Origin of the sequence: Ensifer sp. 22460, assembly GCF_052044935.1 — a bacterium.
Classification (GTDB): domain Bacteria; phylum Pseudomonadota; class Alphaproteobacteria; order Rhizobiales; family Rhizobiaceae; genus Ensifer.
Genome location: NZ_JBQENZ010000004.1, coordinates 98,729 through 119,385, shown reverse-complemented (window position 1 = coordinate 119,385; position 20,657 = coordinate 98,729). Strand labels below are relative to the sequence as shown.

19 protein-coding genes are annotated in these 20,657 nt (G+C 62.5%); 16 read left to right on the top strand and 3 right to left on the bottom strand.

All coding sequences use genetic code 11. The features are described 5' to 3' along the window. Nucleotides 1–197 precede the first annotated feature (197 nt). Complete coding sequence (locus ACTJKM_RS06435) at nt 198–629, bottom strand: PaaI family thioesterase (RefSeq protein ID WP_058321511.1); 432 nt, start codon at nt 627–629, stop codon at nt 198–200. A gap of 168 nt (nt 630–797) precedes the next feature. Here ACTJKM_RS06435 and ACTJKM_RS06430 point away from each other — a divergent pair, with 168 nt between their 5' ends. Further along, complete coding sequence (locus tag ACTJKM_RS06430) at nt 798–1,619, top strand: enoyl-CoA hydratase (RefSeq protein WP_057252375.1); 822 nt, start codon at nt 798–800, stop codon at nt 1,617–1,619. A 12-nt stretch (nt 1,620–1,631) separates the two neighbouring features. On the opposite strand, the gene ACTJKM_RS06425 is transcribed toward ACTJKM_RS06430, so the two are convergent. Then, a complete protein-coding gene (locus ACTJKM_RS06425; protein ID WP_057252374.1) occupies nt 1,632–2,468 on the bottom strand; it encodes a DMT family transporter in 837 nt (278 codons plus the stop codon). A 179-nt stretch (nt 2,469–2,647) separates the two neighbouring features. On the opposite strand from ACTJKM_RS06425, the gene ACTJKM_RS06420 reads away from it, so the two are divergent. The 10 genes from ACTJKM_RS06420 (at nt 2,648) to ACTJKM_RS06375 (ending at nt 13,331) form a co-directional block, all read left to right on the top strand. Next, nucleotides 2,648–3,076, top strand: coding sequence for a CoA-binding protein (locus ACTJKM_RS06420; RefSeq protein ID WP_058329372.1), 429 nt, complete (start codon nt 2,648–2,650; stop codon nt 3,074–3,076). A 196-nt stretch (nt 3,077–3,272) separates the two neighbouring features. Then, the gene (locus tag ACTJKM_RS06415; RefSeq protein WP_058329371.1) at nt 3,273–4,556 is read left to right on the top strand and encodes an O-acetylhomoserine aminocarboxypropyltransferase; all 1,284 of its coding nucleotides are present in this window, start codon (nt 3,273–3,275) and stop codon (nt 4,554–4,556) included. A 38-nt stretch (nt 4,557–4,594) separates the two neighbouring features. Next, a complete protein-coding gene (locus ACTJKM_RS06410; RefSeq protein WP_058321537.1) occupies nt 4,595–4,990 on the top strand; it encodes a hypothetical protein in 396 nt (131 codons plus the stop codon). A 110-nt stretch (nt 4,991–5,100) separates the two neighbouring features. Beyond that, nucleotides 5,101–5,505 (top strand): FixH family protein, encoded by a 405-nt coding sequence (locus ACTJKM_RS06405; RefSeq protein ID WP_058329370.1) that lies wholly within the window; start codon nt 5,101–5,103, stop codon nt 5,503–5,505. After that, entirely contained in the window at nt 5,502–6,932 is a 1,431-nt protein-coding gene (locus ACTJKM_RS06400) for an efflux RND transporter periplasmic adaptor subunit (RefSeq protein WP_058329369.1), read from the top strand. Before ACTJKM_RS06405 ends, ACTJKM_RS06400 begins: the two co-directional genes overlap by 4 nt. Beyond that, nucleotides 6,929–10,102 carry an efflux RND transporter permease subunit gene (locus tag ACTJKM_RS06395; protein WP_058329368.1) on the top strand — a complete coding sequence of 1,058 codons (3,174 nt, stop codon included), beginning with the start codon at nt 6,929–6,931 and terminating at the stop codon, nt 10,100–10,102. Before ACTJKM_RS06400 ends, ACTJKM_RS06395 begins: the two co-directional genes overlap by 4 nt. 214 nt (nt 10,103–10,316) lie before the next feature. Beyond that, nucleotides 10,317–10,577 (top strand): hypothetical protein, encoded by a 261-nt coding sequence (locus ACTJKM_RS06390; protein WP_245296262.1) that lies wholly within the window; start codon nt 10,317–10,319, stop codon nt 10,575–10,577. Nucleotides 10,578–10,676: 99 nt separating this feature from the next. Then, nucleotides 10,677–12,131 carry a multicopper oxidase family protein gene (locus tag ACTJKM_RS06385; RefSeq protein ID WP_058329366.1) on the top strand — a complete coding sequence of 485 codons (1,455 nt, stop codon included), beginning with the start codon at nt 10,677–10,679 and terminating at the stop codon, nt 12,129–12,131. A gap of 30 nt (nt 12,132–12,161) precedes the next feature. After that, nucleotides 12,162–12,602, top strand: coding sequence for a DUF411 domain-containing protein (locus tag ACTJKM_RS06380; protein ID WP_058329365.1), 441 nt, complete (start codon nt 12,162–12,164; stop codon nt 12,600–12,602). 384 nt (nt 12,603–12,986) lie between these two features. Beyond that, nucleotides 12,987–13,331 (top strand): cupin domain-containing protein, encoded by a 345-nt coding sequence (locus ACTJKM_RS06375; RefSeq protein ID WP_058329364.1) that lies wholly within the window; start codon nt 12,987–12,989, stop codon nt 13,329–13,331. A gap of 37 nt (nt 13,332–13,368) precedes the next feature. Here the strand turns inward: ACTJKM_RS06375 and ACTJKM_RS06370 are convergent, their stop codons facing one another. After that, nucleotides 13,369–14,607 carry a cytochrome P450 gene (locus tag ACTJKM_RS06370; RefSeq protein ID WP_058329363.1) on the bottom strand — a complete coding sequence of 413 codons (1,239 nt, stop codon included), beginning with the start codon at nt 14,605–14,607 and terminating at the stop codon, nt 13,369–13,371. A gap of 205 nt (nt 14,608–14,812) precedes the next feature. On the opposite strand from ACTJKM_RS06370, the gene ACTJKM_RS06365 reads away from it, so the two are divergent. From ACTJKM_RS06365 to clpX, 5 genes are all read left to right on the top strand, one after another. Continuing rightward, on the top strand, nt 14,813–15,460 hold the full coding sequence (locus ACTJKM_RS06365) for a VOC family protein (protein ID WP_058329362.1): 648 nt from the start codon (nt 14,813–14,815) through the stop codon (nt 15,458–15,460). A 162-nt stretch (nt 15,461–15,622) separates the two neighbouring features. Next, nucleotides 15,623–16,480 carry an endonuclease/exonuclease/phosphatase family protein gene (locus tag ACTJKM_RS06360; protein WP_058321503.1) on the top strand — a complete coding sequence of 286 codons (858 nt, stop codon included), beginning with the start codon at nt 15,623–15,625 and terminating at the stop codon, nt 16,478–16,480. Nucleotides 16,481–16,498: 18 nt separating this feature from the next. Then, nucleotides 16,499–18,058, top strand: a complete 1,560-nt coding sequence (locus ACTJKM_RS06355; RefSeq protein WP_058329361.1) for a phospholipase D family protein — start codon at nt 16,499–16,501, stop codon at nt 18,056–18,058. A gap of 291 nt (nt 18,059–18,349) precedes the next feature. Beyond that, nucleotides 18,350–18,982, top strand: coding sequence for an ATP-dependent Clp protease proteolytic subunit (locus tag ACTJKM_RS06350; RefSeq protein WP_057252356.1), 633 nt, complete (start codon nt 18,350–18,352; stop codon nt 18,980–18,982). A 283-nt stretch (nt 18,983–19,265) separates the two neighbouring features. Continuing rightward, nucleotides 19,266–20,543 (top strand): ATP-dependent Clp protease ATP-binding subunit ClpX, encoded by a 1,278-nt coding sequence (gene clpX / locus ACTJKM_RS06345; protein ID WP_034803621.1) that lies wholly within the window; start codon nt 19,266–19,268, stop codon nt 20,541–20,543. Nucleotides 20,544–20,657 lie beyond the last annotated feature (114 nt).

The following is a 20,657-nucleotide window of genomic DNA, read 5'->3' as shown; positions in this document are numbered from 1 at the left end:
GCGAACCGCCGGGCGTTTCTTGTTGCTTGGTTTTGCCCGGTTTCCCGGACAAAAGAAGAAAGCGGCCCCTGAGGACCGCGATCTGCGGCAGCTTATACGCAAGTGTGAAACAAGCGTCAAGAACGTGAAATCTGCGCGATGGAAATAAACTCTAGTAAAAACAACGAGTTACGTATGTGGTATTTCGATACCATACTTTAACGTGGTGGAATCGAATAGGTCGCCGTTGCATGGGCCACGAGATCGTCGTCACCGACCTTGACGATCGATGCGTCGAGAACGGCGAGCCGCTTGCCGAGTTTGAGGATCCGGCAGGTACATTCGAGCGGTTCCGGGTCCGGCTTGCGCAGGAAGTTGATGTTGAGATTGGTGGTAACCGCAAGCGCGACCGGACCGATATGGGCGATCAGCGCGATATAGGCGGAAACGTCCGCAAGCGCGAAGAGGGTGGGGCCTGAGACGGTGCCGCCCGGACGGATGTGCCTTTCGTTCGGATCGAGCCGCATGGTGGCAAAGCCTGGGCCTGCCGCCGTGACGTGAAAGACCTTGCCATCAGTGTGGACCTGCGGAAAATCCGTGTCGAGAAATCGGTTGAGTTCGTCGACGGTCATGATCGGCTCGATGGTCATGCATTGCATCCTTCAACATATTGGCCCGCCACCTGAAACCGGCCGACGGCCGGACGCAAGGCAGAAAAAGGTCGTAGACGGAACGCGCCGTCTGGTTTTGCGCTCAGCTTGCACCGCGCGCGTGTCCGGCGTACCACCAAGCCCGAGTAGAAGTTTCAGGAGAAAGAGATGGCCGAAGTGGTATCGTTCAAGAAGGAAGAGCCGAACGGCCTGCTGCTGCGCGAACGCTCCGGGCCGGTGTTGCGGCTGACGCTGAACAACCCGCCGGCCAATGTATTGTCTATCGCCATGATGGAGGCGCTGCACGCCGAGTTCGATGCGGTCGCCGCCTCCAAGGAAATCAGGGTTGTCGTGCTTGCGGCGTCGGGCAAGCTGTTTTCGGCGGGGCACGACCTCAAGGAAATGACCGCGCATCGCGAAGACGACGACCGGGGCCGGGCCTTCTTTGAACAAACGATCCGCCTTTGCGCAGACTTAATGCTGAAGATCACCCGGTTGCCGCAAGCCGTCATCGCTGAGATCGACGGGCTCGCAACGGCCGCCGGCTGCCAGCTTGTCGCAAGCTGCGACCTGGCGATCTGCACCGACAGTTCCACCTTCTGCACGCCGGGCGTCAATATCGGGCTCTTCTGCTCGACGCCGATGGTCGCGCTTACGCGTGCGGCGCACCGCAAGCAGGCAATGGAGATGTTGCTCACCGGTGAGACCATCGACGCCTCGACCGCCAAGGATTTCGGCCTCGTCAACCGCATCGTGCCGCAGCAGTACCTGCGCCAGGTGGTCGACAAATATGCGGCTGTGATCGCCTCGAAGTCGCCGCAGGCGCTGAAGATCGGCAAGGAAGCCTTTTACCGCCAGGCGGAGATGGACCTGCCGCAGGCCTATGACTACGCCGTCGGCGTGATGGTCGAGAATATGCTGGCTCGCGATGCCGAGGATGGCATCGGCGCGTTCCTCGGCAAGCGCATGCCGGAGTGGAAGGAAGACTGATCTGCGGCGTCGTCAGGCCAGCTTCAGCAGCAGCGCGCCGAGCGCGATGACGCAGGCAGCGGCAATGCGCCAGACGCTGACCGGTTCCTTGAGGAACACGACGGAGATCACCACCGCAAACAGGATCGACGTCTCGCGAAGGGCGGCGACGGTGGCGACCGGTGCCTTGGTCATCGCCCAGAGCGCCAGGCCATAGGCGCCAATCGATCCGGCGCCGCCGATCAGACCCCGCCACCAGTTCTTGTAGACGTGGCGGGCGACCGGCTTGATGCCGCGGCGGGCAAAGGCCCAGGCGAAGAGCAGCACCGGCGGCAAGAGCGCCATCCAGAGCGTGTAGGAAATCGCATTGCCCGATACGCGCGCGCCGATGCCGTCGACAAAGGTGTAGCTGGCGATGACGCAGGCGTTGAGGAGGGCGAGCACGATCGCGTGTTTTCCGCCCTTTCTGGACTCGAAGGCGAGCGTCAGCACGCCGACAGAGATTGTCAGAATGCCGAGCATCGTACCGAAGGTAAGCTGTTCGCCGATCAGCGCGCCGCTGGTGGCCGCGACGATCAAGGGCGCAGTACCGCGCATCAGCGGATAGACAAGACCGATATCGCCAGCGCGATAGGAGGCGGCGACGAGCTGGAAATAGGCGAACTGGAACAGGGCCGAAACCAGGATGTAGGGCCAGGCTTCCGGCTTCGGCAGGGGCAGGAATGGCAGGAAGGGGATGGCCACGGCGGCGGCCCCGAGCGCGATCATTGCTGCGTCGAGCGATTTTTCCGAGCCTGCCTTGACCAGGGCATTCCAGGTCGCGTGCAACAACGCCCCGAACAGGACGAGCGCAATGACTTCAAGCGGCAAGATGGAACCTCGGAAACGATGTGGCGGGCCTGGTGAAGCTTGTGGCGCCGCTCGCACGCAAATGCAACCGTAAAGTCTTGTATTGCGTCAGGGTCTGAGGCGCATTGCTGCACGAAGTTGACTTGGAAGGGAGCGGCCCCATTATACGGCCGTTTAATTAGATGGATCAAAAGCCCCACATGAATCACGACGCCTATCCGGACTACTATCTCGCCGACATCCTGCGCGAGACCAAGACGATCGCTCTCGTCGGTGCATCGCCGAATGCCGAGCGACCGAGCCATCGGGTCATGGCGTTCCTGTTGCGCAAGGGCTATCGGGTGATTCCGATCAACCCCGGCCATGTCGGCAAGGCCATTCAGGGCCAGATCGTCGTCGGCCGGCTAGCGGACGTGAAGGAACCGATCGACATGGTCGATGTCTTCCGTGCTGCCCATGCCTTGCCGGCGCTGGTCGACGAGATCCTGGCGATCGAGAAGCTGCCGAAGGTGATCTGGGGGCAGCTGTCCGTGCGCCACGACGGCGCTGCGGCGAAGGCGGAAGCCGCCGGGATCAAGGTGGTCATGGACCGCTGTCCGGCAATCGAATATCCGCGCCTGATCGGCTGATCTCGGCCCGCTGCGGCTTGCGCAACCGTCAGTTTCGTAAAAATCCTCTTTGACCGCACACGTAGGCTCTGGAATAGTGCCGCCACCTCCGCGCTGGGCCACGGAGGTTCGATAGCGGATCACACGCAGATTCAAGGTGATAGAGCGTCCTCGGCGCGCCGGCTGGCGGCCGCGCTCTGGTCATGGGAGGGACGAAATGACGAAAGACAACCCTGGTTTCAACACGCTCGCAATTCATGCAGGGGCACAGCCCGATCCGACCACGGGCGCGCGGGCGACGCCGATCTACCAGACGACGAGCTTCGTCTTCAACGACACCGACCATGCCGCGGCACTCTTCGGCCTCCAGCAGTTCGGCAACATCTACACCCGCATCATGAACCCGACCCAGGCGGTGCTGGAGGAGCGCATCGCGGCGCTCGAAGGCGGCACGGCTGCGCTGGCCGTTGCCTCCGGTCATGCGGCTCAGCTGCTTGTCTTCCACACGATCATGAACCCCGGCGACAATTTCGTTGCCGCCAACCGGCTCTATGGCGGCTCGGTCAACCAGTTCGGCCACGCCTTCAAGTCCTTCGACTGGCAAGTGCGCTGGGCCGATCCTGCTGACCCCGCCTCGTTCGAGGCGAAGATCGACCGGCGCACCAAGGCGATCTTCATCGAGAGCCTCGCCAATCCCGGCGGCACCTTCGTGGATATCGCCGCCATTGCCGAGGTCGCCCGCAAGCACGACCTGCCGCTGATCGTCGACAACACCATGGCGACGCCCTATCTGCTGCGGCCTTTGGAGCACGGCGCCGATATCGTCGTGCATTCGCTGACCAAGTTCATCGGCGGCCATGGCAATTCGATGGGCGGCGTCATCGTTGACGGCGGTACCTTCGACTGGTCAAAGTCGGGCAAGTATCCGATGCTTTCGGAGCCGCGTCCGGAGTATGCCGGTGTCGTGTTGCACCAAACCTTCGGCAACATCGCTTTCGCCATTGCCGCGCGTGTCCTGGGACTGCGCGATTTCGGTCCGGCAATCTCGCCCTTCAATGCCTTCATGCTCGTGACCGGCGCCGAGACCCTGCCGCTGCGCATGCAGCGCCATTGCGACAACGCGCTTGCGGTCGCCAAATGGCTGAAGACGTACGACAAGATTTCGTGGGTCAACTATGCCGGGCTTGAGGATGACCCCAACCACGCGCTGCAGCAGCGTTATTCGCCGAAGGGTGCCGGTGCCGTCTTCACCTTCGGCCTCAAGGGCGGCTACGAGGCGGGCAAGCGCTTCGTCGAGGGGCTGGAAATGTTCTCGCATCTGGCGAACATTGGCGACACACGCTCGCTCGTCATCCACCCGGCCTCGACCACCCATCGGCAATTGACGCCCGAGCAGCAGGTGGCGGCCGGCGCCGGCCCCGATGTCGTGCGTCTGTCGGTCGGCATCGAGGATGTCTCCGACATCATCGCCGACCTCGAACAGTCGCTGGCAAAGCTCTGATGCGTCGGCCGGTCGCAACTTTCCGTGACCGGCTTCCAATGAACGTCGCGCTATGCAAGCATAGCTGCATGTTCGCTGTCGTCGCGCTCCGGCGCTTTCTCTGTGTGTTGGCGTTGCTCGGGATCGTAATCGTTCCCGTGAGCGTCAGCACGGCTGCGAGCGCCATGGCTCTTTCGTCCGACATGCAGATGGATGCGATGACAGGCATGGACGACATGTCCTGCTGTCCGGAGCGGCAACCTGCTCAGAAGAACGATTGCGGAAAGACATGTCCCCTCGCGCTCGTCTGCTCTTCCATCATCCTTGCGCACGGCAGCAAGGCGAATAGCTGGCGCATCGATCTGTCGGCACGCGAGCTGTCGCATCCGGTCCTCCAGGAAAACGGCCTGCCGTCTGCTCTCGTCGAACCGCCGGCACGGCCTCCCAAAGCCTGATCTCACTTGCTGAATGAAACCGGACGGCCGCTTCCAGACGGAGAGCGTCCTTTCGATCGTATTTACTTCATGGACGCGGCCCGAAGCGCCGGTCCTGAGTGAGATTCAACATGACCACAAGCATCTTTTCTCCAAGCGCGATCCTCGGTTCGGTTGCCATCATTTTGGCTGCAACCACCACGTCTTTCGCCGCCGCAACGGACTACGAGTTCCAGCTCGTCCGGTCTGAAGTCCCACACGGTCCCGAGGCGACCGTCGCGGTGCGCCTGATCGACAAGAGGACCTCAAAACCCGTGTCTGATGCGGTCATCTTCAGCAAGAGGATGGACATGGCACCGGAGGGCATGGAGGCGATGACCACTCCGGTCGAAGCCCTGCCGTCAGCGGAAGCCGGCATCTACTCGTTCAAGACCAACCTCAGCATGGAGGGCGGATGGCGCTTCAAGCTGGCGGCCAAGGTCCAGGGCGAGACCGAGACGGTTCAGGGCGAACTGGTTCTGCAGGCACAGCCGTGACCACGTCCAGATTTCTGCTCTTCGTCAGCTCCCTCGCAATCGCCGGCGGGGGAGGGTACGCGGCTGGCACGCGCGGCCTTGCCACCGACATCAACAAGGTCTTCCCCGAGCAGGCGCTCGGGGAAACCATGCCCCCTGCAGTCAAGCCGACTGGCAAGGTCATCTACTATCGTAGTCCAGACGGTTCGCCGGAATACTCGGCCACACCGAGAGAGACCGCAGACGGTCGCGCTTTCGTTGCCGTGCGCGAGAGCGAGGACATGTCCTTCGACACGGTGAAGAAGGCCGCTCCCCAAAAGGCGGAAGCCACGCCGACGGCGGGCGAGCGAAAAGTCCTCTATTACCGCAACCCCATGGGCCTGCCCGACACCTCCAAGGTGCCGAAGAAGGACTCCATGGGCATGGACTATCTTCCCGTATACGAGGGAGAGGAGGCGGACAGCTCCGTCGTGAAGGTCTCGCTCGGCAAGTTACAGCGGACGGGAGTGAAGACGGCGACGGCAGAGAACGCCGTCGTCAACCGTCAGGTGCGCGTGCCTGGAACGGTCACGTTCGACGAGCGCCTGGTGCGGATCGTCTCGATGCGGGCAAACGCCTTCATCGAGGGCGTCGCCGATGTGACGACCGGCGACCGGGTGCTGAAGGGCGACGAGCTTTTCCATTTCTTCTCGAAGGACATCGCCAAGGCCGGGGCCGAATACACCACGGAACTGCGCGGTGGTGGCAAGCCGGACCTCGACGTCGGGGGTGCGCTGCAACTGCGCAATCTCGGCGTGCCGGAAGAGACCGTCAAAGCGATTGCCCGGAGCCGGACGGTGCCCAGGAGCATCGCTTATCTCTCCCCAAGCGATGGCGTCGTCCTCGAACGGAGCGCGACAACGGGCATGATGGCCGAGGCCGGCGACGTCCTCTTCCGGATTGCCGACATGTCGAAGGTATGGGTGATTGCCGACGTACCCGAATTCGATGCCGCGACCATCCGGCAAGGCGCGCATGCGACGGTCCGGGTGCGGAATCTGCCCGGCAAGGCGTTCGAGGGCACAGTCGATCTGATCTATCCCGAGCTTCAGTCGCAGACGCGGACGGCCAAGGTGAGGATCGAGCTTCCCAATACCGGCGGACTGTTGCTCGCGAACATGTACGCCGAGGTCGAGATCGCCTCGGGTGACACCGCCCCGGTCGTCGCGGTGCCCAACAGCGCCGTGATCGACACGGGCGACCGACAGGTGGTGTTCGTCGACAAGGGGGAAGGTCGCTTCGAACCGCGTGACGTCGCGCTCGGAGCGCGGGGCGGCGAGCGAACGGAAATCAGGAAAGGGATTGAAGCGGGAGAGAAGATCGTCGTCTCCGCGAACTTCCTGCTCGACGCCGAGAGCAATCTCAATGCGGCGCTAAGCGCCCTCACTGCGGACGAGGTGAAACCATGATCTCGAACGTCATTGCCTGGTCCGCCCGCAATCTGGTGCTGATCATCGTTGGAGCCGCGCTTGCGATCGCCGCGGGCGTGTACTCCCTGCGCTCGCTTCCGCTCGATGCCATTCCCGACCTCTCGGACGTGCAGGTCATCGTCTTCACCGACTATCCCGGCCAGGCACCGCAGGTGGTCGAGGATCAGGTCACCTATCCGCTAACGACGTCGATGCTGACGGTACCGCGGTCGAAGGTCGTTCGTGGCTTCTCGTTCTTCGGCATCTCCTTCGTCTACGTCATCTTCGAGGATGGAACCGATCCCTACTGGGCGCGCAGCCGCGTGCTCGAATACCTGAACGCGGCGGCAAACCGCCTTCCCGAAGGCGTCTCGCCGAGCCTCGGCCCGGACGCGACGGGTGTTGGCTGGGTCTACCAGTACGCCCTTGTCGCCAAGGAGCTGTCTCTGGCCGAACTGCGCTCCTTGCAGGACTGGGTCGTGCGCTTCGCCGCCTCGAAGTCCGAGGGCGTAGCCGAGGTCGCGAGCGTCGGTGGTTTCGTCAAGCAATACTCCGTCGTCGTCGATCCGGCGCGCCTGCGCGCCCAGGACGTGACGCTGAAACAGATTGCCGACGCAGTGCGCGCCAGCAACCGCGACGTCGGCGGGCGGACAGTCGAGATTTCCGAGTTCGAATTCATGGTTCGCGGCCGCGGGTATCTGCAAGGCATCAAGGACATCGAGAACATCGTGCTGATGACCGAAGGCGGTGCGCCGCTGCGCCTCGGCGACGTGGCGCGGGTAGAGACGGTTCCCGACGAGCGTCGCGGCATCACCGAACTGAATGGCGAAGGCGAAGTCGCAAGCGGCATCGTCCTGCAGCGGGTCGGCGAAAATGCCCTCAACGTCATCGACAGCGCCAAGAAGAGCCTGGCGGCGATCAAGGATAGCCTGCCGGCTGGCACCGAGATCGTGCCCGTCTATGACCGTTCGGAGCTGATCAAGGCGGCGATCGAGACGCTCAAGGGCACGCTGGTGGAGGAGTCGATCATCGTCGCGCTGGTGACGATCGCCTTCCTCCTGCATGTGAGGAGCGCGCTCGCCGCCATCATCATGCTGCCCATCGGCATCCTGATCTCCTTCATCGCGATGCGGGCGCTCGGCATCGGGGCCAACATCATGAGCCTTGGCGGCATAGCGATTGCCATCGGTGCGATGATCGATGCGGCGATCGTCATGATCGAGAACGCCCACAAGCATCTTGAGCGCGCGCCGCCCGACAAGCCCAGAGCCGAAGTCCTGATAGAAGCGGCAAGCGAGGTCGGCCCGGCACTGTTCTTCAGCCTACTGATCATCACCGTGTCCTTCCTGCCGATATTCACGCTGGAATCGCAGGAGGGGCGGCTGTTCGGACCGCTTGCCTTCACGAAGACCTTCGCCATGGCGGCAGCGGCGCTGTTATCGGTGACACTCGTTCCGGCACTGATGGTCCTATTCGTGCGCGGCCGGATCGTGCCGGAGCACAAGAACCCGCTCAACCGCTTTCTGATCTGGACCTACCGCCCGATCATTCACGGCGTGCTTAAGGCGAAGACGCTGACGATCCTGCTCGCGGTCGCCGCGCTTGCCGCAACGGTGTGGCCGGCGCGCCAGATCGGCAGCGAGTTCATGCCGGCCCTCAACGAAGGCACGCTGATGTACATGCCGACGACCTTGCCCGGCCTGTCGGTGACCAAGGCGGCTGAGCTGATGCAGACCCAGGACCGCATCATCAAGTCCTTCCCGGAGGTGGAGACGGTCTTCGGCAAGGCGGGACGGGCGCTGACTGCCACCGATCCGGCCCCGACGGAGATGTTCGAGACAATCATCACTCTGAAGCCGAAGTCGCAATGGCGGCCAGACGTGACCATCGACAGCCTCAAGCGGGAGATGGACGCAGCTCTTCAGTTCCCCGGAGTCTCCAACGCCTGGACCATGCCGATCCGCGCCCGCATCGACATGTTGTCGACCGGCATCCGTACGCCCGTCGGCGTCAAGGTCTACGGAACTGACCTCAAGGAGATGGAGCGGGTGGCGCGCGACATCGAGACGGTACTGAAGGCCATCCCCGGCACGTCCAGCGCCTACGCCGAGCGTGTCATAGGCGGATACTTCCTCGACATCGTGCCGGACCGCACCGCGCTCGGGCGCTACGGCCTCAGCATCGGTGACGTGCAGGATGTCATCGCCACGGCGCTTGGGTCCGAGGTGGTCACCTTGACCGTCGAGGGAAGGGAGCGCTACGGCGTCGCCGTCCGTTATCCGCGGGCCTTCAGAAGCGATCCACAGTCGATCGCGCGCGACATCGAGGTCGCGCTTCCCGGCGGCGGAACGGTGCCCCTCGGTGCTGTCGCCGACGTCAAGCTCGAACGCGGTGCGACAACGATCCGGACCGAAAACGGCCAGCTCGCGGTCTACATCTTCGTCGACATCGCCGACCGCGATCTTGGCAGCTATGTCTCCGAAGCTCAGGAAGCCGTCGCGAAGAGCGTGTCGCTTCCATCAGGCTATTCGGTCGCCTGGAGCGGGCAGTACGAGTATCTGGAACGGGCAAAAGCGCGCCTCGCGATCGTCGTGCCACTGACCCTCGCGCTGATTTTCCTGCTGCTCTACCTGAACTTCAAAGCGCTGACGGAGACCCTCATCGTCATGCTGTCGCTGCCCTTCGCACTCGTTGGCGGCATCTGGCTGATGTGGTGGCTGGGCTTCAACGCCTCGGTGGCGGTGGTCGTCGGCTTCATCGCGCTTGCGGGCGTGGCGGCAGAGACGGGTGTGATCATGCTGATCTATCTCGACCAGGCGCTTCGCGAACGCCGTGAGGACTGCGACCGCGAACAGCGCCCCTTCACGCGGGACGACCTGCATCACGCGATCATGGTCGGCGCAGTGGAACGGGTCCGACCGAAGATGATGACGGTCGTGGCGATCATCGCCGGGCTGGTGCCGATCCTCTGGAGCACTGGGGCCGGATCGGAAGTCATGCAGCGCATCGCCGTGCCGATGATCGGCGGCATGATCTCGTCGACGGTGCTGACACTGGCGGTCATCCCGGCAATCTACGGACTGGTGAAGGGCTGGCGTTTGCCAGCCCGCACCGACGAACGACCAATGGTCGAAGCTACCGAGATGAGGCTCAACGAAGCGGCCGAATGAAGGATGGCAACCATGCGCCGGGGCCAGGGCTTGCGTTGCGTCACACAGTGTTGACGCGGCTGGTCTCCGCAGGGGCGCATCATCGCTTGTATTCCCGAAGATTCGGCGCGATTCTCTCGTCATGAAGCGCTGGCCTGTCCGACAGCTTAGCCTCTTGCTCCTCGCGGTTTTCGTCGCCGCGGGGATGAGCCTGTCGGTGGCCCAGGCGAGCAGCATGGCTGCCAAGATGGCGACCATGGCGGAAATGACGATGTCCGACCACGGTGACTGCCAGGATTGTCCCGACCAGACCGGGGCGATGAAGGCGATGGCCTGCGGCAAGCTCTGCGCAGCGCCCGTCGTCGCGCCGCTGCCCACGGCGATCCACATTCCGGCCGGGGATAGGCTTGCTCCGGTTGCTGCCCGCGAGCCGTTTCTCTTCGGCTGGGTCTGGCCGCCCGATCCCGCCCCACCACGAACCTTCGACATCGGCTGATTTTCCGACGGTCGCGGCAAAGCGGCCCGCCGGATGAGCGAACCCATGCGCGGCAACGCAGATGCGTTCCGTCGTGTACGATGATCGGAAGGATCGAACGTGAATAGTGAATCCACTTGCCCTGTTTCGCGCCGGGGGCTGCTCCAGGCAGGCGCAGGTCTTCTGCTGGCAACAGCGCTGCCGTCCATTCCGGCGCAATCGGCGTCCTCTTCGAACGACTACAAGGTCGCTGTCGCGCCGGGCCGCGCGCGGCTTGCGGGTCCGGATCGGCCCGAAACGGGCGTCTGGACTTACAACGGAACGGTGCCCGGCTCACTAATACGCCTTCGCCAGGGCGACCCCGCGCGTCTCGTCGTCGAAAACCGCCTCGCGCAGGAAACGACGGTCCACTGGCATGGCATCCGGCTTCCCAACTCCATGGACGGCGTGCCTGGGCTGACGCGGCCGCCGATCGGGCCGGGAGAGAGCTTCGTCTACGAGTTCACGCCGCCGGATGCCGGAACCTTCTGGTATCACCCGCACGCCAACAGCCTCGAGCAACTCGGCCGCGGCCTCGCCGGAGCGGTGATCGTGGAGGAACGCGAACCCGTCGCCGTCGACCGCGACCTTGTCTGGATGCTTTCCGACTGGCGGCTGATCGAGGACGGCGGCATCGCCTCCGGATTCGGCAACCGGATGGAAGCGGGGATGTCCGGTCGCGTCGGCAACACGGTGACGCTCAACGGCCGGGTTTCGGACGCTGAGACTTTCCGGTCGGGTGAGCGCATACGGCTGCGCCTCGTCAACGCGTCGCTCGCGCGGATCATGGCGCTGCGCTTCGATGGACATCGGCCCGTGGTCGTGGCGATCGACGGTCAGCCGTGCGATCCCCACGAACCCGAGCGCGGCCGCATCTTTCTCGGTCCGGCGATGCGGGTCGACCTTGTTCTCGACATGCAGGGAGAACCTGGACGGCACTACGACGTTATCGATGATTTCTACGACGGCCTGTCTTATCGGCTGACGCAGCTCGTCTACGATGATGGGCCACCGGTCCGCGAGCATCCTCTCGACGCTCCGCTTGCGTTGCCCCGCAATCCTTTGCCTGAGCCCGATCTCGCCTCGGCGGAGCGCCACAGGCTTACGCTCCAGGGCGGCATGATGAGCGCGATGATGGGTAGGGGGGACATGCAGGGCGGAATGATGGACGGCGGCGGCATGATGGGCATGGGCCATGGTGCTGTCTGGGCGATCAACGGCCAGTCGATGACCGGGGATGGCCATGCGGGAATGGAGCCCGCCCTCGCTTTCAAGCGCGGACGAAGTGTCGTGCTGGAACTGCGCAACGAGACCACCTGGTGGCACCCGATGCACTTTCACGGCCATAGCCTCAAGGTGCTGAGCCGCAACGGCAGGCCCGTCCCGCATCGCCAATGGCAGGACACTGTGCTGATGGCCCCGAAGGATATCGTCGAGGCGGCCTTCGTTGCCGACAACCCCGGTGACTGGATGCTGCATTGCCACGTCATGGACCACCAGATGTCGGGCATGATGACCGTACTGCGCGTCGCCTGAACCAAACAGAACTACGCAAGGAGAACCGATATGACCCCTTCAATCCGCTTCGCCAGTCTCGCCGCCTTCATCGCCTTCGCCGGGCCGGCGATCGCCGATCCGCTGCAGGCCACGCTTTACAAGAACCCGCAATGTGGCTGCTGCGAGGGCTATGCCGCCTATCTGCGCGAGAACGGCTTCAACGTCGACGTCAAGCCGACCAATGATCTTCTCGAGATCAGCCGAGAGGCGGGGGTGCCGGAAAACATGCAGGGCTGCCATACGATGTTCATTGACGGCTACGTGGTCGACGGGCACGTGCCGGCGACCATCGTCCGCAAGCTCCTCAAGGAGCGGCCGCCAATCGCCGGCATCACCCTACCGGGCATGCCGATGGGCTCGCCCGGTATGGCTGGCACGAAGACCGAACCGTTCGTGATTTATACGGTGCCAAAGGACGGCAAGAAACCGGAGGTTTACGCGACGGAATGAAATGCGACGGAAGGCCCGTCGAATCGGCTATCCGTAACGGAGATCAAGGCCGACCGGTTCGCACAGCAATTCACAGTGGATTTCGCTCTTTGTTGGGAGAGAGGCGCTGTAAGTCCGATTTGCAATCGTCAATCACCGAGCAACGTTGACGCAAGGTGTGTCCATTAACGTGACAAAAGACGCGATCGACCTCAAGTGGCAATATGGGACGGAGGGATGTGGCGAGGTACCGTGCGCAGTACGTGCGAATGTGTCGAAACGGTCAGACCTGTCCGGCGGCGATTGTCGAATCGTGCAATGAAATCAATGCTGCCCTAAATTGATATATCTGGTGAATTACATCTGAAACAGGAAGGGAGGCGAAGCCTCCCGCGAAGGTGCCGAATGACGAATATGCAGAAGTTCGATCTGTCTTCCGTCGAGCCGGAAACCGGCACGCCCGCTGCCGACCGGCTGATCTCCGGGGCGCCGCAATTCAGTACCTGGAACCTGGAAGAGGCCGATGGCGGCCTCTATGCCGGAGTCTGGGAATCGACGCCCGGCAAATGGCGGATCGTCTATGAGGAGTGGGAATATTTCCACATCATCTCCGGCTATTCGATCGTCACGCAGGATGGTGGCGAGGCGGCGCATTTGCGCGCCGGCGACAGCATGATCCTGCGTCCAGGCTTCGAAGGGACCTGGGAGGTCGTGGAGACAACCCGCAAGGACTACGTCATCCGCTTGTGACACCCATGCACCGAAGACTGGGCGGTCTTCGGTGCCGCTACCAGACGAGGTCGAGACGCTCCAGGCCGTGGAAATGAAACGCGTCCTTCACCTCGGGCTCGTTCTTCAGCCGCATGTCCGGCAGCCGCCGAAACAGGATCGGCAGCGATAGATTGAGCTCAAGCCGGGCCAGCGGCGCGCCGATGCAGAAATGCAGGCCGGCCCCGAAGGAGACATTGGCGCCTTCATCGCGCGTCGGCCGGAACGCATTCGGGTCCGTGAACTTCTTCGGGTCGACATTTGCCGCCCCGAGCAAAAGGCCGATCTTGTCGCCCTTGCGAAGGGTGATGCCGTCTTCCAGCTCGACATCCGAGAGAGCGTAACGCTGGAAAATATGCAGCGGTGCCGCAAAACGCAGGCACTCCTCGATCGCCAGCCCCGTTGATGCCTCCGTGGCAAACAGGTCCTCGGCGGAAAGCCCCGATTGCAGAATGGTCCGAACGGCGTTGCCGATCTGATGCACCGTCGCTTCGTGACCGGCATTGAGGAGCAGGGCGGTGGTCGAGACCAGCTCTGCCTCTGAAAGTCGTTCGCCATCCTTTTCCGAGGTGATCATGTGCGTCAGCAGGTCATCGGCGGGATTGCGGTGTTTCTCGGCGATGATCTCTCGCAGATAGCCGGCAAATTCGGCGGACGCCTGGTTGGCGTCGAGTTCGGTCTCGTGGCTCGGGTTGAAGACATACATCCGGACCATGCGGTGCGACCAGTCGAGAAGATCGGGCGCGGCCTCGACGGGTATGCCGAGCATGCGGGCGATGATCGTCACGGGGATCGTTTCGGCGTACGTCTTGAGCAACTCGACTTCGCCGTCGCCTTCGAAGCCATCGATCAAGGCGTGCGACAGATGCTCGATATCCGGTCTCAACTGTTCGATCTGCCTTGAGACGAAGGCCCGGTTGACGAGGGTGCGCAGCCGCGTGTGTGCCGGCGGCTCGAGCTCCAGCAGCGAATGTTCCTCCAGCGCGTCGAAATCCCTTAGATGTGGCTTCGACGCCGGTAGGCCGACCTCTTCGCGCGTCGCCACATGCAGGATCTGCCGACCGAAACGGCGGTCGCGGAGCAGCGCGTTTACCTGGTCATAGCCTGCGAAATACCATTGTTGCCGCTCCTCCCAGAAGAAGGCCGGACATTGCGCGTGGATCTCGGCATAGGCGGCGAGCGGCTCACGGTAGAAAGCGGGATTGCGCGCATCGATAGAAACGCGCCGTTGGGCGCCGTCAATGGTTATGGCATGCATGCAACGGGCTCTTTACAGAATTTGACCGACGTCTATTTCTACGGGAACCGGCGTTCAGCCGGCAAGTGCAGATATCCCTGCGGGCGTCGGCATGGCGTTGACAGTGTCGGTAATGGCGGTCAATCTCCTGGCGCTGCGTAGGGCGCATCGGCAAGAGGCTGAAAGGGCAACGCCCGCCTACGGGAGACAGACCGTAGTTGCGCCCATGCCAAACCTTGAAAACCTGAAGAAGCAGGCGAAGCAGTACCTCAAATGGCATCGCGAACGGTACCATCCGGTCGCAGCGGAGATCAGGGCGGCCTTGCCCCGTTACCGTGACCTTGATGACGACGCCATTCTAAAGGCGGAGTTCAAGCTCGCCGACGCGCAGGAGCTGATCGCGCGCCAATCGGGATTCGACAGTTGGCAGGCGCTCAAATCAGGAGCCCTGGCAATGACCTCGCACTCAAAACCCACCACATCGCAGCCGGTGCTGCAGTCGACCGCCGCGCAGCTGTTCGTTGCCGATATCAGGGCTTCGTGCGACTTCTACGCGGAGAAGCTCGGCTTTGCCGTCGATTTCGTCTATGGCGACCCGCCATTCTATGGGCAAGTGATCCGCGACAGCGCCAGGCTTGCTCTACGCCTTGTCTGCGAGCCGGTCTTCGTCGATGACATCCGCCAGCGCGAGGACCTGCTTTCGGCTGCCATCACGCTCGAAACCGTCAATGACATCAAACAATTGTTCCTGACCTATCAGGCTGCTGGCGTACACTTTCACCAGCCGCTGCGGACCGAACCCTGGGGCGCCCGCACCTTCATCGTGCTCGATCCGGACGGAAATCTGATCCTGTTCGCAGGACCGGCCGACTGATCGAGAGCGGCGAAAATGGACGCCGGCGATGCTCGTGCTGTCCCGGCATCCACCCGTTCGCTCCCGTATCGCAGTTGCGAAACAACTTCTGCTCTCCGCCCTTTTTCAGTGGCGCCCGGTGACCTATTTGCGCAATGATGCGGGCAGCAGGCAGGGAGCGGCATGGCAAAAAACCAGTCCAGTCTATCGGCGGGGATCGTGGCAGCGATCCGCAAGCGGCGTCCCACGGTCGTTCATCGCGAAGCTGCGGTGAACCGCGGCGACATTGTCATCGCCTCCTACAACATCCATAAATGTGTCGGTACCGACGGCCGTTTCGATCCCGGGCGGACTGCCAATGTGATCGGCGAACTGGGCGCCGATATCGTCGCGCTTCAGGAAGCGGACCAGCGGTTCGGCGAGCGTGCGGGTCTTCTCGATCTCGAACATCTCCGGCGCGAGGCCCATCTCGTTTCGGTGCCGATCTCCGGCTTTTCGGCGAAGGGGCATGGATGGCACGGCAACGTGCTGTTGCTACGCGAGGGCGCCGTTTCCGATGTCAGGCAGCTGAAACTCCCAGGTGTCGAGCCGCGTGGCGCACTCGTCGTCGATCTCGACCTGAAGGTCGGCCCCTTGCGCATCATCGCCGCCCATCTCGGTCTTCTCAGGCATTCCCGCGCCCAGCAGGCCGAGGCGATCCTTGAAGCGGCAGCCGGCGCGAACGGGCGGCCGACGCTGCTCATCGGCGATCTCAACGAGTGGCGCATGGGCCGGAGATCGTCACTGTCCTTCCTAAGTCCTGTTTTCGATCCGTCGCACGCCACGGTCGCGAGCTTTCCGTCGCGTTTTCCGCTGCTGCCGCTCGATCGTGTGCTTGGCAATCCGCACCACCTGGTAACGTCGGTCGCCGTGCATGACTCACCGCTTGCGCGGATCGCATCGGACCATCTGCCGGTGAAAGCCTCCATCGCCTTGAAGGCTGCCCAGCAGGATCACCGAGACGGAAATCGGGTTGGGGCCGGCCGTGCGGGGTCGGTCTGACGGCGAGGCGCGCTTTCGATGTTATCCTCCGTTCTGATCATCGTCGCCGCGATCGTCGGTGTGGTCGTGGCGGCCATCCTCTACATCTATGGCCGGTTCGGACGGCGCCCGCACGGGCTGCCGTCAACGGCACTTCCGGTGGCCGAGGCCGGTACGGAACTCGATCGGCTTATCATGCCCCTTCTTGCCGGCCGCCCGAACGCAAATGGCGTGGCGCTCGTGTCGGACAGTATCGAGGCCCTGGTAGTGCGCGCGCATGCGGCGCGGCGCGCCGGGCGCAGCCTCGATCTGCAGTATTATTACTGGAAGGATGATCTGACCGGTCTTCTGCTGGCCCGAGAGATTTTGGCGGCGGCCGACAGAGGCGTATGTGTCCGGTTGCTGCTCGATGACATCAACGCCGGCATTCATGATCGCATGTGCATCGCGCTTGACGCCCACCCCAATATCGAGGTGCGGCTCTTCAACCCCAGCCGGGCGCGGACCGACCGCTTTCGCCGCGGCTTCGAGATGGCAATCCGCGCCTTCAGCGCCACCCGCCGCATGCACAACAAGCTGTGGGTGGCGGATGGCCGGGTCGCGATCGCCGGCGGGCGCAACATCGGCGACGCCTATTTCGACGCCGCCGAGCTTTCCAACTTCCGCGACCTCGACGTCTGGATGGTGGGGCCGGTGCTGGACCAGGCGTCCGCCATGTTCGACCGGTACTGGAACAGCGACTCCGTCCTCCCGATCGCTGCACTGCGCACGCCACGCAAGCAATATTTGCCGGCGCTCCGTGAGGCCGTCGACGGGCTTGCCCGGACACCCGCGGGCCGGTTTTACATCGAGCGCGTCGACAAGGCTGCCCAGGAAACCGGCATCTATCACGGCACGCGGCGGCTTCACTGGAGTTCGCAGATCCGCCTGGCATCCGACCCGCCGGAAAAGGCGCTGATGCAGCGGCGCCAGAACTGGTTGCTGCGCGAACTCTTCCCGTTGATCGAAGCGGCGACGCGGGATTTGAGGATTATCTCTCCCTATTTCATCCCCGGCGTTGCCGGCACGCGAGAGCTTGCGGCCATCGTTTCGCGCGGAGCTCGGGTCGCGGTGCTGACCAACTCTCTCGCAGCGACCGATGTCGCAGCCGTTCACGGCGGTTACATGAAGTACCGCCGGAAGCTCATCCAGGCCGGCATCGCTCTCTTCGAATTGAAGGAGCAGGGCGACGTTGCCGAAGGGCACCGCATGACGTTGTTCGGGCGCCGCAATGCGAGCCTGCACAGCAAGGCTTTCGTGGTCGATGGCTTGAACGGGTTCGTCGGCTCGATGAACTTCGACCCCCGCTCCGCATCGCTCAATACGGAAATGGGTGTCGTCTTTGCCGATGCGGCTCTTGCCGGCGAGCTGGCCAGCATGTTCGAGGAGGAGACCTCGCCGTCGATCAGCTACCGGCTCGGGATGGACGGTTCACGGCTTGTCTGGCGTGATCGCGCGAACGGCTCCGAGCGGCTGTTGCGGCGCGAGCCGGATGCCAGCCTTGCCAGGCGGATGATTGCCAACCTGATCCGTATTCTGCCGATCGAGTCACAGCTCTAGGAAGGCCGCGCCGCCGATACACGATTTGCCGTTCGTTTACCGACGTCATCGAACCCTGTGTGAAATGCTCGGTCGCGGCGGCCTGCGGCGCGCATGTCGGCGAAAAAAGGCTCTATTGACAACCATGTGTGGAGGAGCGCCGAACTTCGCAGCAAAGGGCGCTTCGATTAAGCTTATCGAAGCTTCGCGACTTGAAGTGAAGGGTGTTGACACTCTATGTAGGGACAGAAGGCAAATTCCGTGATTCCCGGTTCGCAAAGGTTTTGCGAGCCCGATTGATGAAGGTTCGATATGAGAAATCCCGTTGATACCGCCCTGGCACTGGTGCCGATGGTTGTTGAACAGACCAACCGCGGTGAACGTTCCTACGATATCTTTTCGCGCCTTCTGAAGGAGCGCATCATCTTCGTCACCGGTCCGGTCGAAGATCAGATGGCGACGCTCGTCTGCGCCCAGCTCCTTTTCCTCGAGGCGGAAAACCCGAAGAAGGAAATTGCGCTCTACATCAATTCCCCGGGTGGCGTCGTCACCTCCGGTATGGCGATCTACGACACGATGCAATTCATCAAGCCGGCGGTCTCGACGCTTTGCGTCGGCCAGGCGGCCTCGATGGGTTCGCTGCTCCTGGCGGCCGGCCACAAGGACATGCGCTTCGCCACGCCGAATGCGCGCATCATGGTTCATCAGCCCTCGGGCGGTTTCCAGGGCCAGGCCTCCGATATCGAGCGCCATGCCCGCGACATCCTGAAGATGAAGCGCCGCCTCAACGAGGTCTATGTCAAGCATTGCGGCCGCACCTACGAGGAAGTCGAGCAGACGCTCGATCGCGACCATTTCATGAGCGCGGACGAAGCTCTGGAGTGGGGTATCGTCGACAAGGTACTGACCTCGCGCGAAGAGATCGAAGGCACCGAGCAGGCCTGATAACGCGCTTTTGTGTCGCGATAGATGTAATTGTGACACAATTGTAATGGCTCAAGGGCTTTATCGTCAGGGTAAAGCCGGTAATATGGACCGTTAATGCTATGTTGGATTCTGAGGGCATAGTGTTCGGATGAGTTGGGAGAGTCGTTGCAGCCGCATCGGGCATGGTCGCCCAGGTGCGGTAAGTACTCCCGGAAGCCCTGCGTGAGGATAGGCTACAGGGCGAATTGAGTGGTCCGCGATACTTCGCTTGAAGTGTCCGGCGTGCTGGAAGGAAGTGGAAATGAGCAAGGTCAGCGGAAGCAACGGCGGTGACTCGAAGAATACGCTTTATTGTTCGTTCTGCGGCAAAAGCCAGCACGAAGTCCGTAAGCTGATTGCCGGACCGACCGTCTTCATCTGCGATGAATGCGTCGAACTGTGCATGGACATCATTCGCGAAGAGAACAAGACCTCGATGGTCAAGTCCCGCGACGGTGTGCCGACCCCTCAGGAAATCATAAAGGTCCTCGACGAATACGTCATCGGCCAGCAGCAGGCCAAGCGCATCCTCTCGGTGGCCGTGCACAACCACTACAAGCGCCTGGCGCATGCCGCCAAGGGCAGCGACGTCGAACTGGCGAAGTCCAACATCATGCTCGTCGGCCCGACCGGCTGCGGCAAGACCTATCTCGCCCAGACGCTCGCCCGCATCATCGACGTGCCGTTTACCATGGCCGACGCCACGACGCTGACCGAAGCCGGTTACGTCGGTGAAGACGTCGAAAACATCATCCTCAAGCTGCTCCAGGCCGCCGACTACAACGTCGAGCGCGCGCAGCGCGGCATCGTCTACATCGACGAAGTCGACAAGATTTCCCGCAAGTCCGACAACCCGTCGATCACCCGTGACGTTTCGGGCGAGGGCGTGCAGCAGGCGCTGCTCAAGATCATGGAAGGCACTGTTGCGTCGGTGCCGCCACAGGGTGGTCGCAAGCATCCGCAGCAGGAATTCCTGCAGGTGGATACCACCAACATCCTGTTCATCTGCGGCGGTGCGTTTGCCGGCCTCGACAAGATCATCTCCGCCCGTGGCGAGAAGACCTCGATCGGTTTCGGCGCGACGGTCCGCTCGCCGGAAGATCGCCGCGTCGGCGAGGTTCTGCGCGAACTCGAGCCGGAAGATCTGGTCAAGTTCGGTCTCATTCCGGAATTCATTGGCCGTCTGCCGGTTCTGGCGACGCTCGAAGATCTCGATGAAGATGCGCTGATCCAGATCCTGTCCGAGCCGAAGAACGCTCTGATCAAGCAGTATCAGCGCCTGTTCGAGATGGAAGACGTCGAGTTGACCTTCCACGAGGACGCGCTGCGCGAGATTGCCCGCCGGGCGATCGTGCGCAAGACCGGCGCCCGCGGCCTCCGTTCGATCATGGAGAAGATCCTGCTCGACACGATGTTCGAGCTGCCAACGCTCGAAGGCGTGCGCGAAGTGGTCATTTCCGACGAGGTGGTCAAGGGCGCGGCGCGGCCGCTCTACATCTACTCCGAGCGGTCGGACGAAAAGACCAACGTTTCGGCCTGATAACGCCGAATTATCGTTTGAGAAGCCCGCCTTGTGCGGGCTTTTTCATGTTCGCGCACTTAGCTGTTGAGACAAAGGCGCCCGAGCGCAGATTTCACAATTCGATTGTTGCTA

Excerpts from the sequence above, each read along its gene's own strand:
- ACTJKM_RS06435 (WP_058321511.1), bottom strand. The coding sequence starts at position 629 with ATGACCATCGAGCCGATCATGACCGTCGACGAACTCAACCGATTTCTC.
- ACTJKM_RS06430 (WP_057252375.1), top strand. The coding sequence starts at position 798 with ATGGCCGAAGTGGTATCGTTCAAGAAGGAAGAGCCGAACGGCCTGCTG.
- ACTJKM_RS06420 (WP_058329372.1), top strand. The coding sequence starts at position 2,648 with ATGAATCACGACGCCTATCCGGACTACTATCTCGCCGACATCCTGCGC.
- ACTJKM_RS06415 (WP_058329371.1), top strand. The coding sequence starts at position 3,273 with ATGACGAAAGACAACCCTGGTTTCAACACGCTCGCAATTCATGCAGGG.
- ACTJKM_RS06410 (WP_058321537.1), top strand. The coding sequence starts at position 4,595 with ATGAACGTCGCGCTATGCAAGCATAGCTGCATGTTCGCTGTCGTCGCG.
- ACTJKM_RS06405 (WP_058329370.1), top strand. The coding sequence starts at position 5,101 with ATGACCACAAGCATCTTTTCTCCAAGCGCGATCCTCGGTTCGGTTGCC.
- ACTJKM_RS06395 (WP_058329368.1), top strand. The coding sequence starts at position 6,929 with ATGATCTCGAACGTCATTGCCTGGTCCGCCCGCAATCTGGTGCTGATC.
- ACTJKM_RS06390 (WP_245296262.1), top strand. The coding sequence starts at position 10,317 with ATGGCTGCCAAGATGGCGACCATGGCGGAAATGACGATGTCCGACCAC.
- ACTJKM_RS06380 (WP_058329365.1), top strand. The coding sequence starts at position 12,162 with ATGACCCCTTCAATCCGCTTCGCCAGTCTCGCCGCCTTCATCGCCTTC.
- ACTJKM_RS06375 (WP_058329364.1), top strand. The coding sequence starts at position 12,987 with ATGACGAATATGCAGAAGTTCGATCTGTCTTCCGTCGAGCCGGAAACC.
- ACTJKM_RS06370 (WP_058329363.1), bottom strand. The coding sequence starts at position 14,607 with ATGCATGCCATAACCATTGACGGCGCCCAACGGCGCGTTTCTATCGAT.
- ACTJKM_RS06365 (WP_058329362.1), top strand. The coding sequence starts at position 14,813 with ATGCCAAACCTTGAAAACCTGAAGAAGCAGGCGAAGCAGTACCTCAAA.
- ACTJKM_RS06360 (WP_058321503.1), top strand. The coding sequence starts at position 15,623 with ATGGCAAAAAACCAGTCCAGTCTATCGGCGGGGATCGTGGCAGCGATC.
- ACTJKM_RS06355 (WP_058329361.1), top strand. The coding sequence starts at position 16,499 with ATGTTATCCTCCGTTCTGATCATCGTCGCCGCGATCGTCGGTGTGGTC.
- ACTJKM_RS06350 (WP_057252356.1), top strand. The coding sequence starts at position 18,350 with ATGAGAAATCCCGTTGATACCGCCCTGGCACTGGTGCCGATGGTTGTT.
- clpX (WP_034803621.1), top strand. The coding sequence starts at position 19,266 with ATGAGCAAGGTCAGCGGAAGCAACGGCGGTGACTCGAAGAATACGCTT.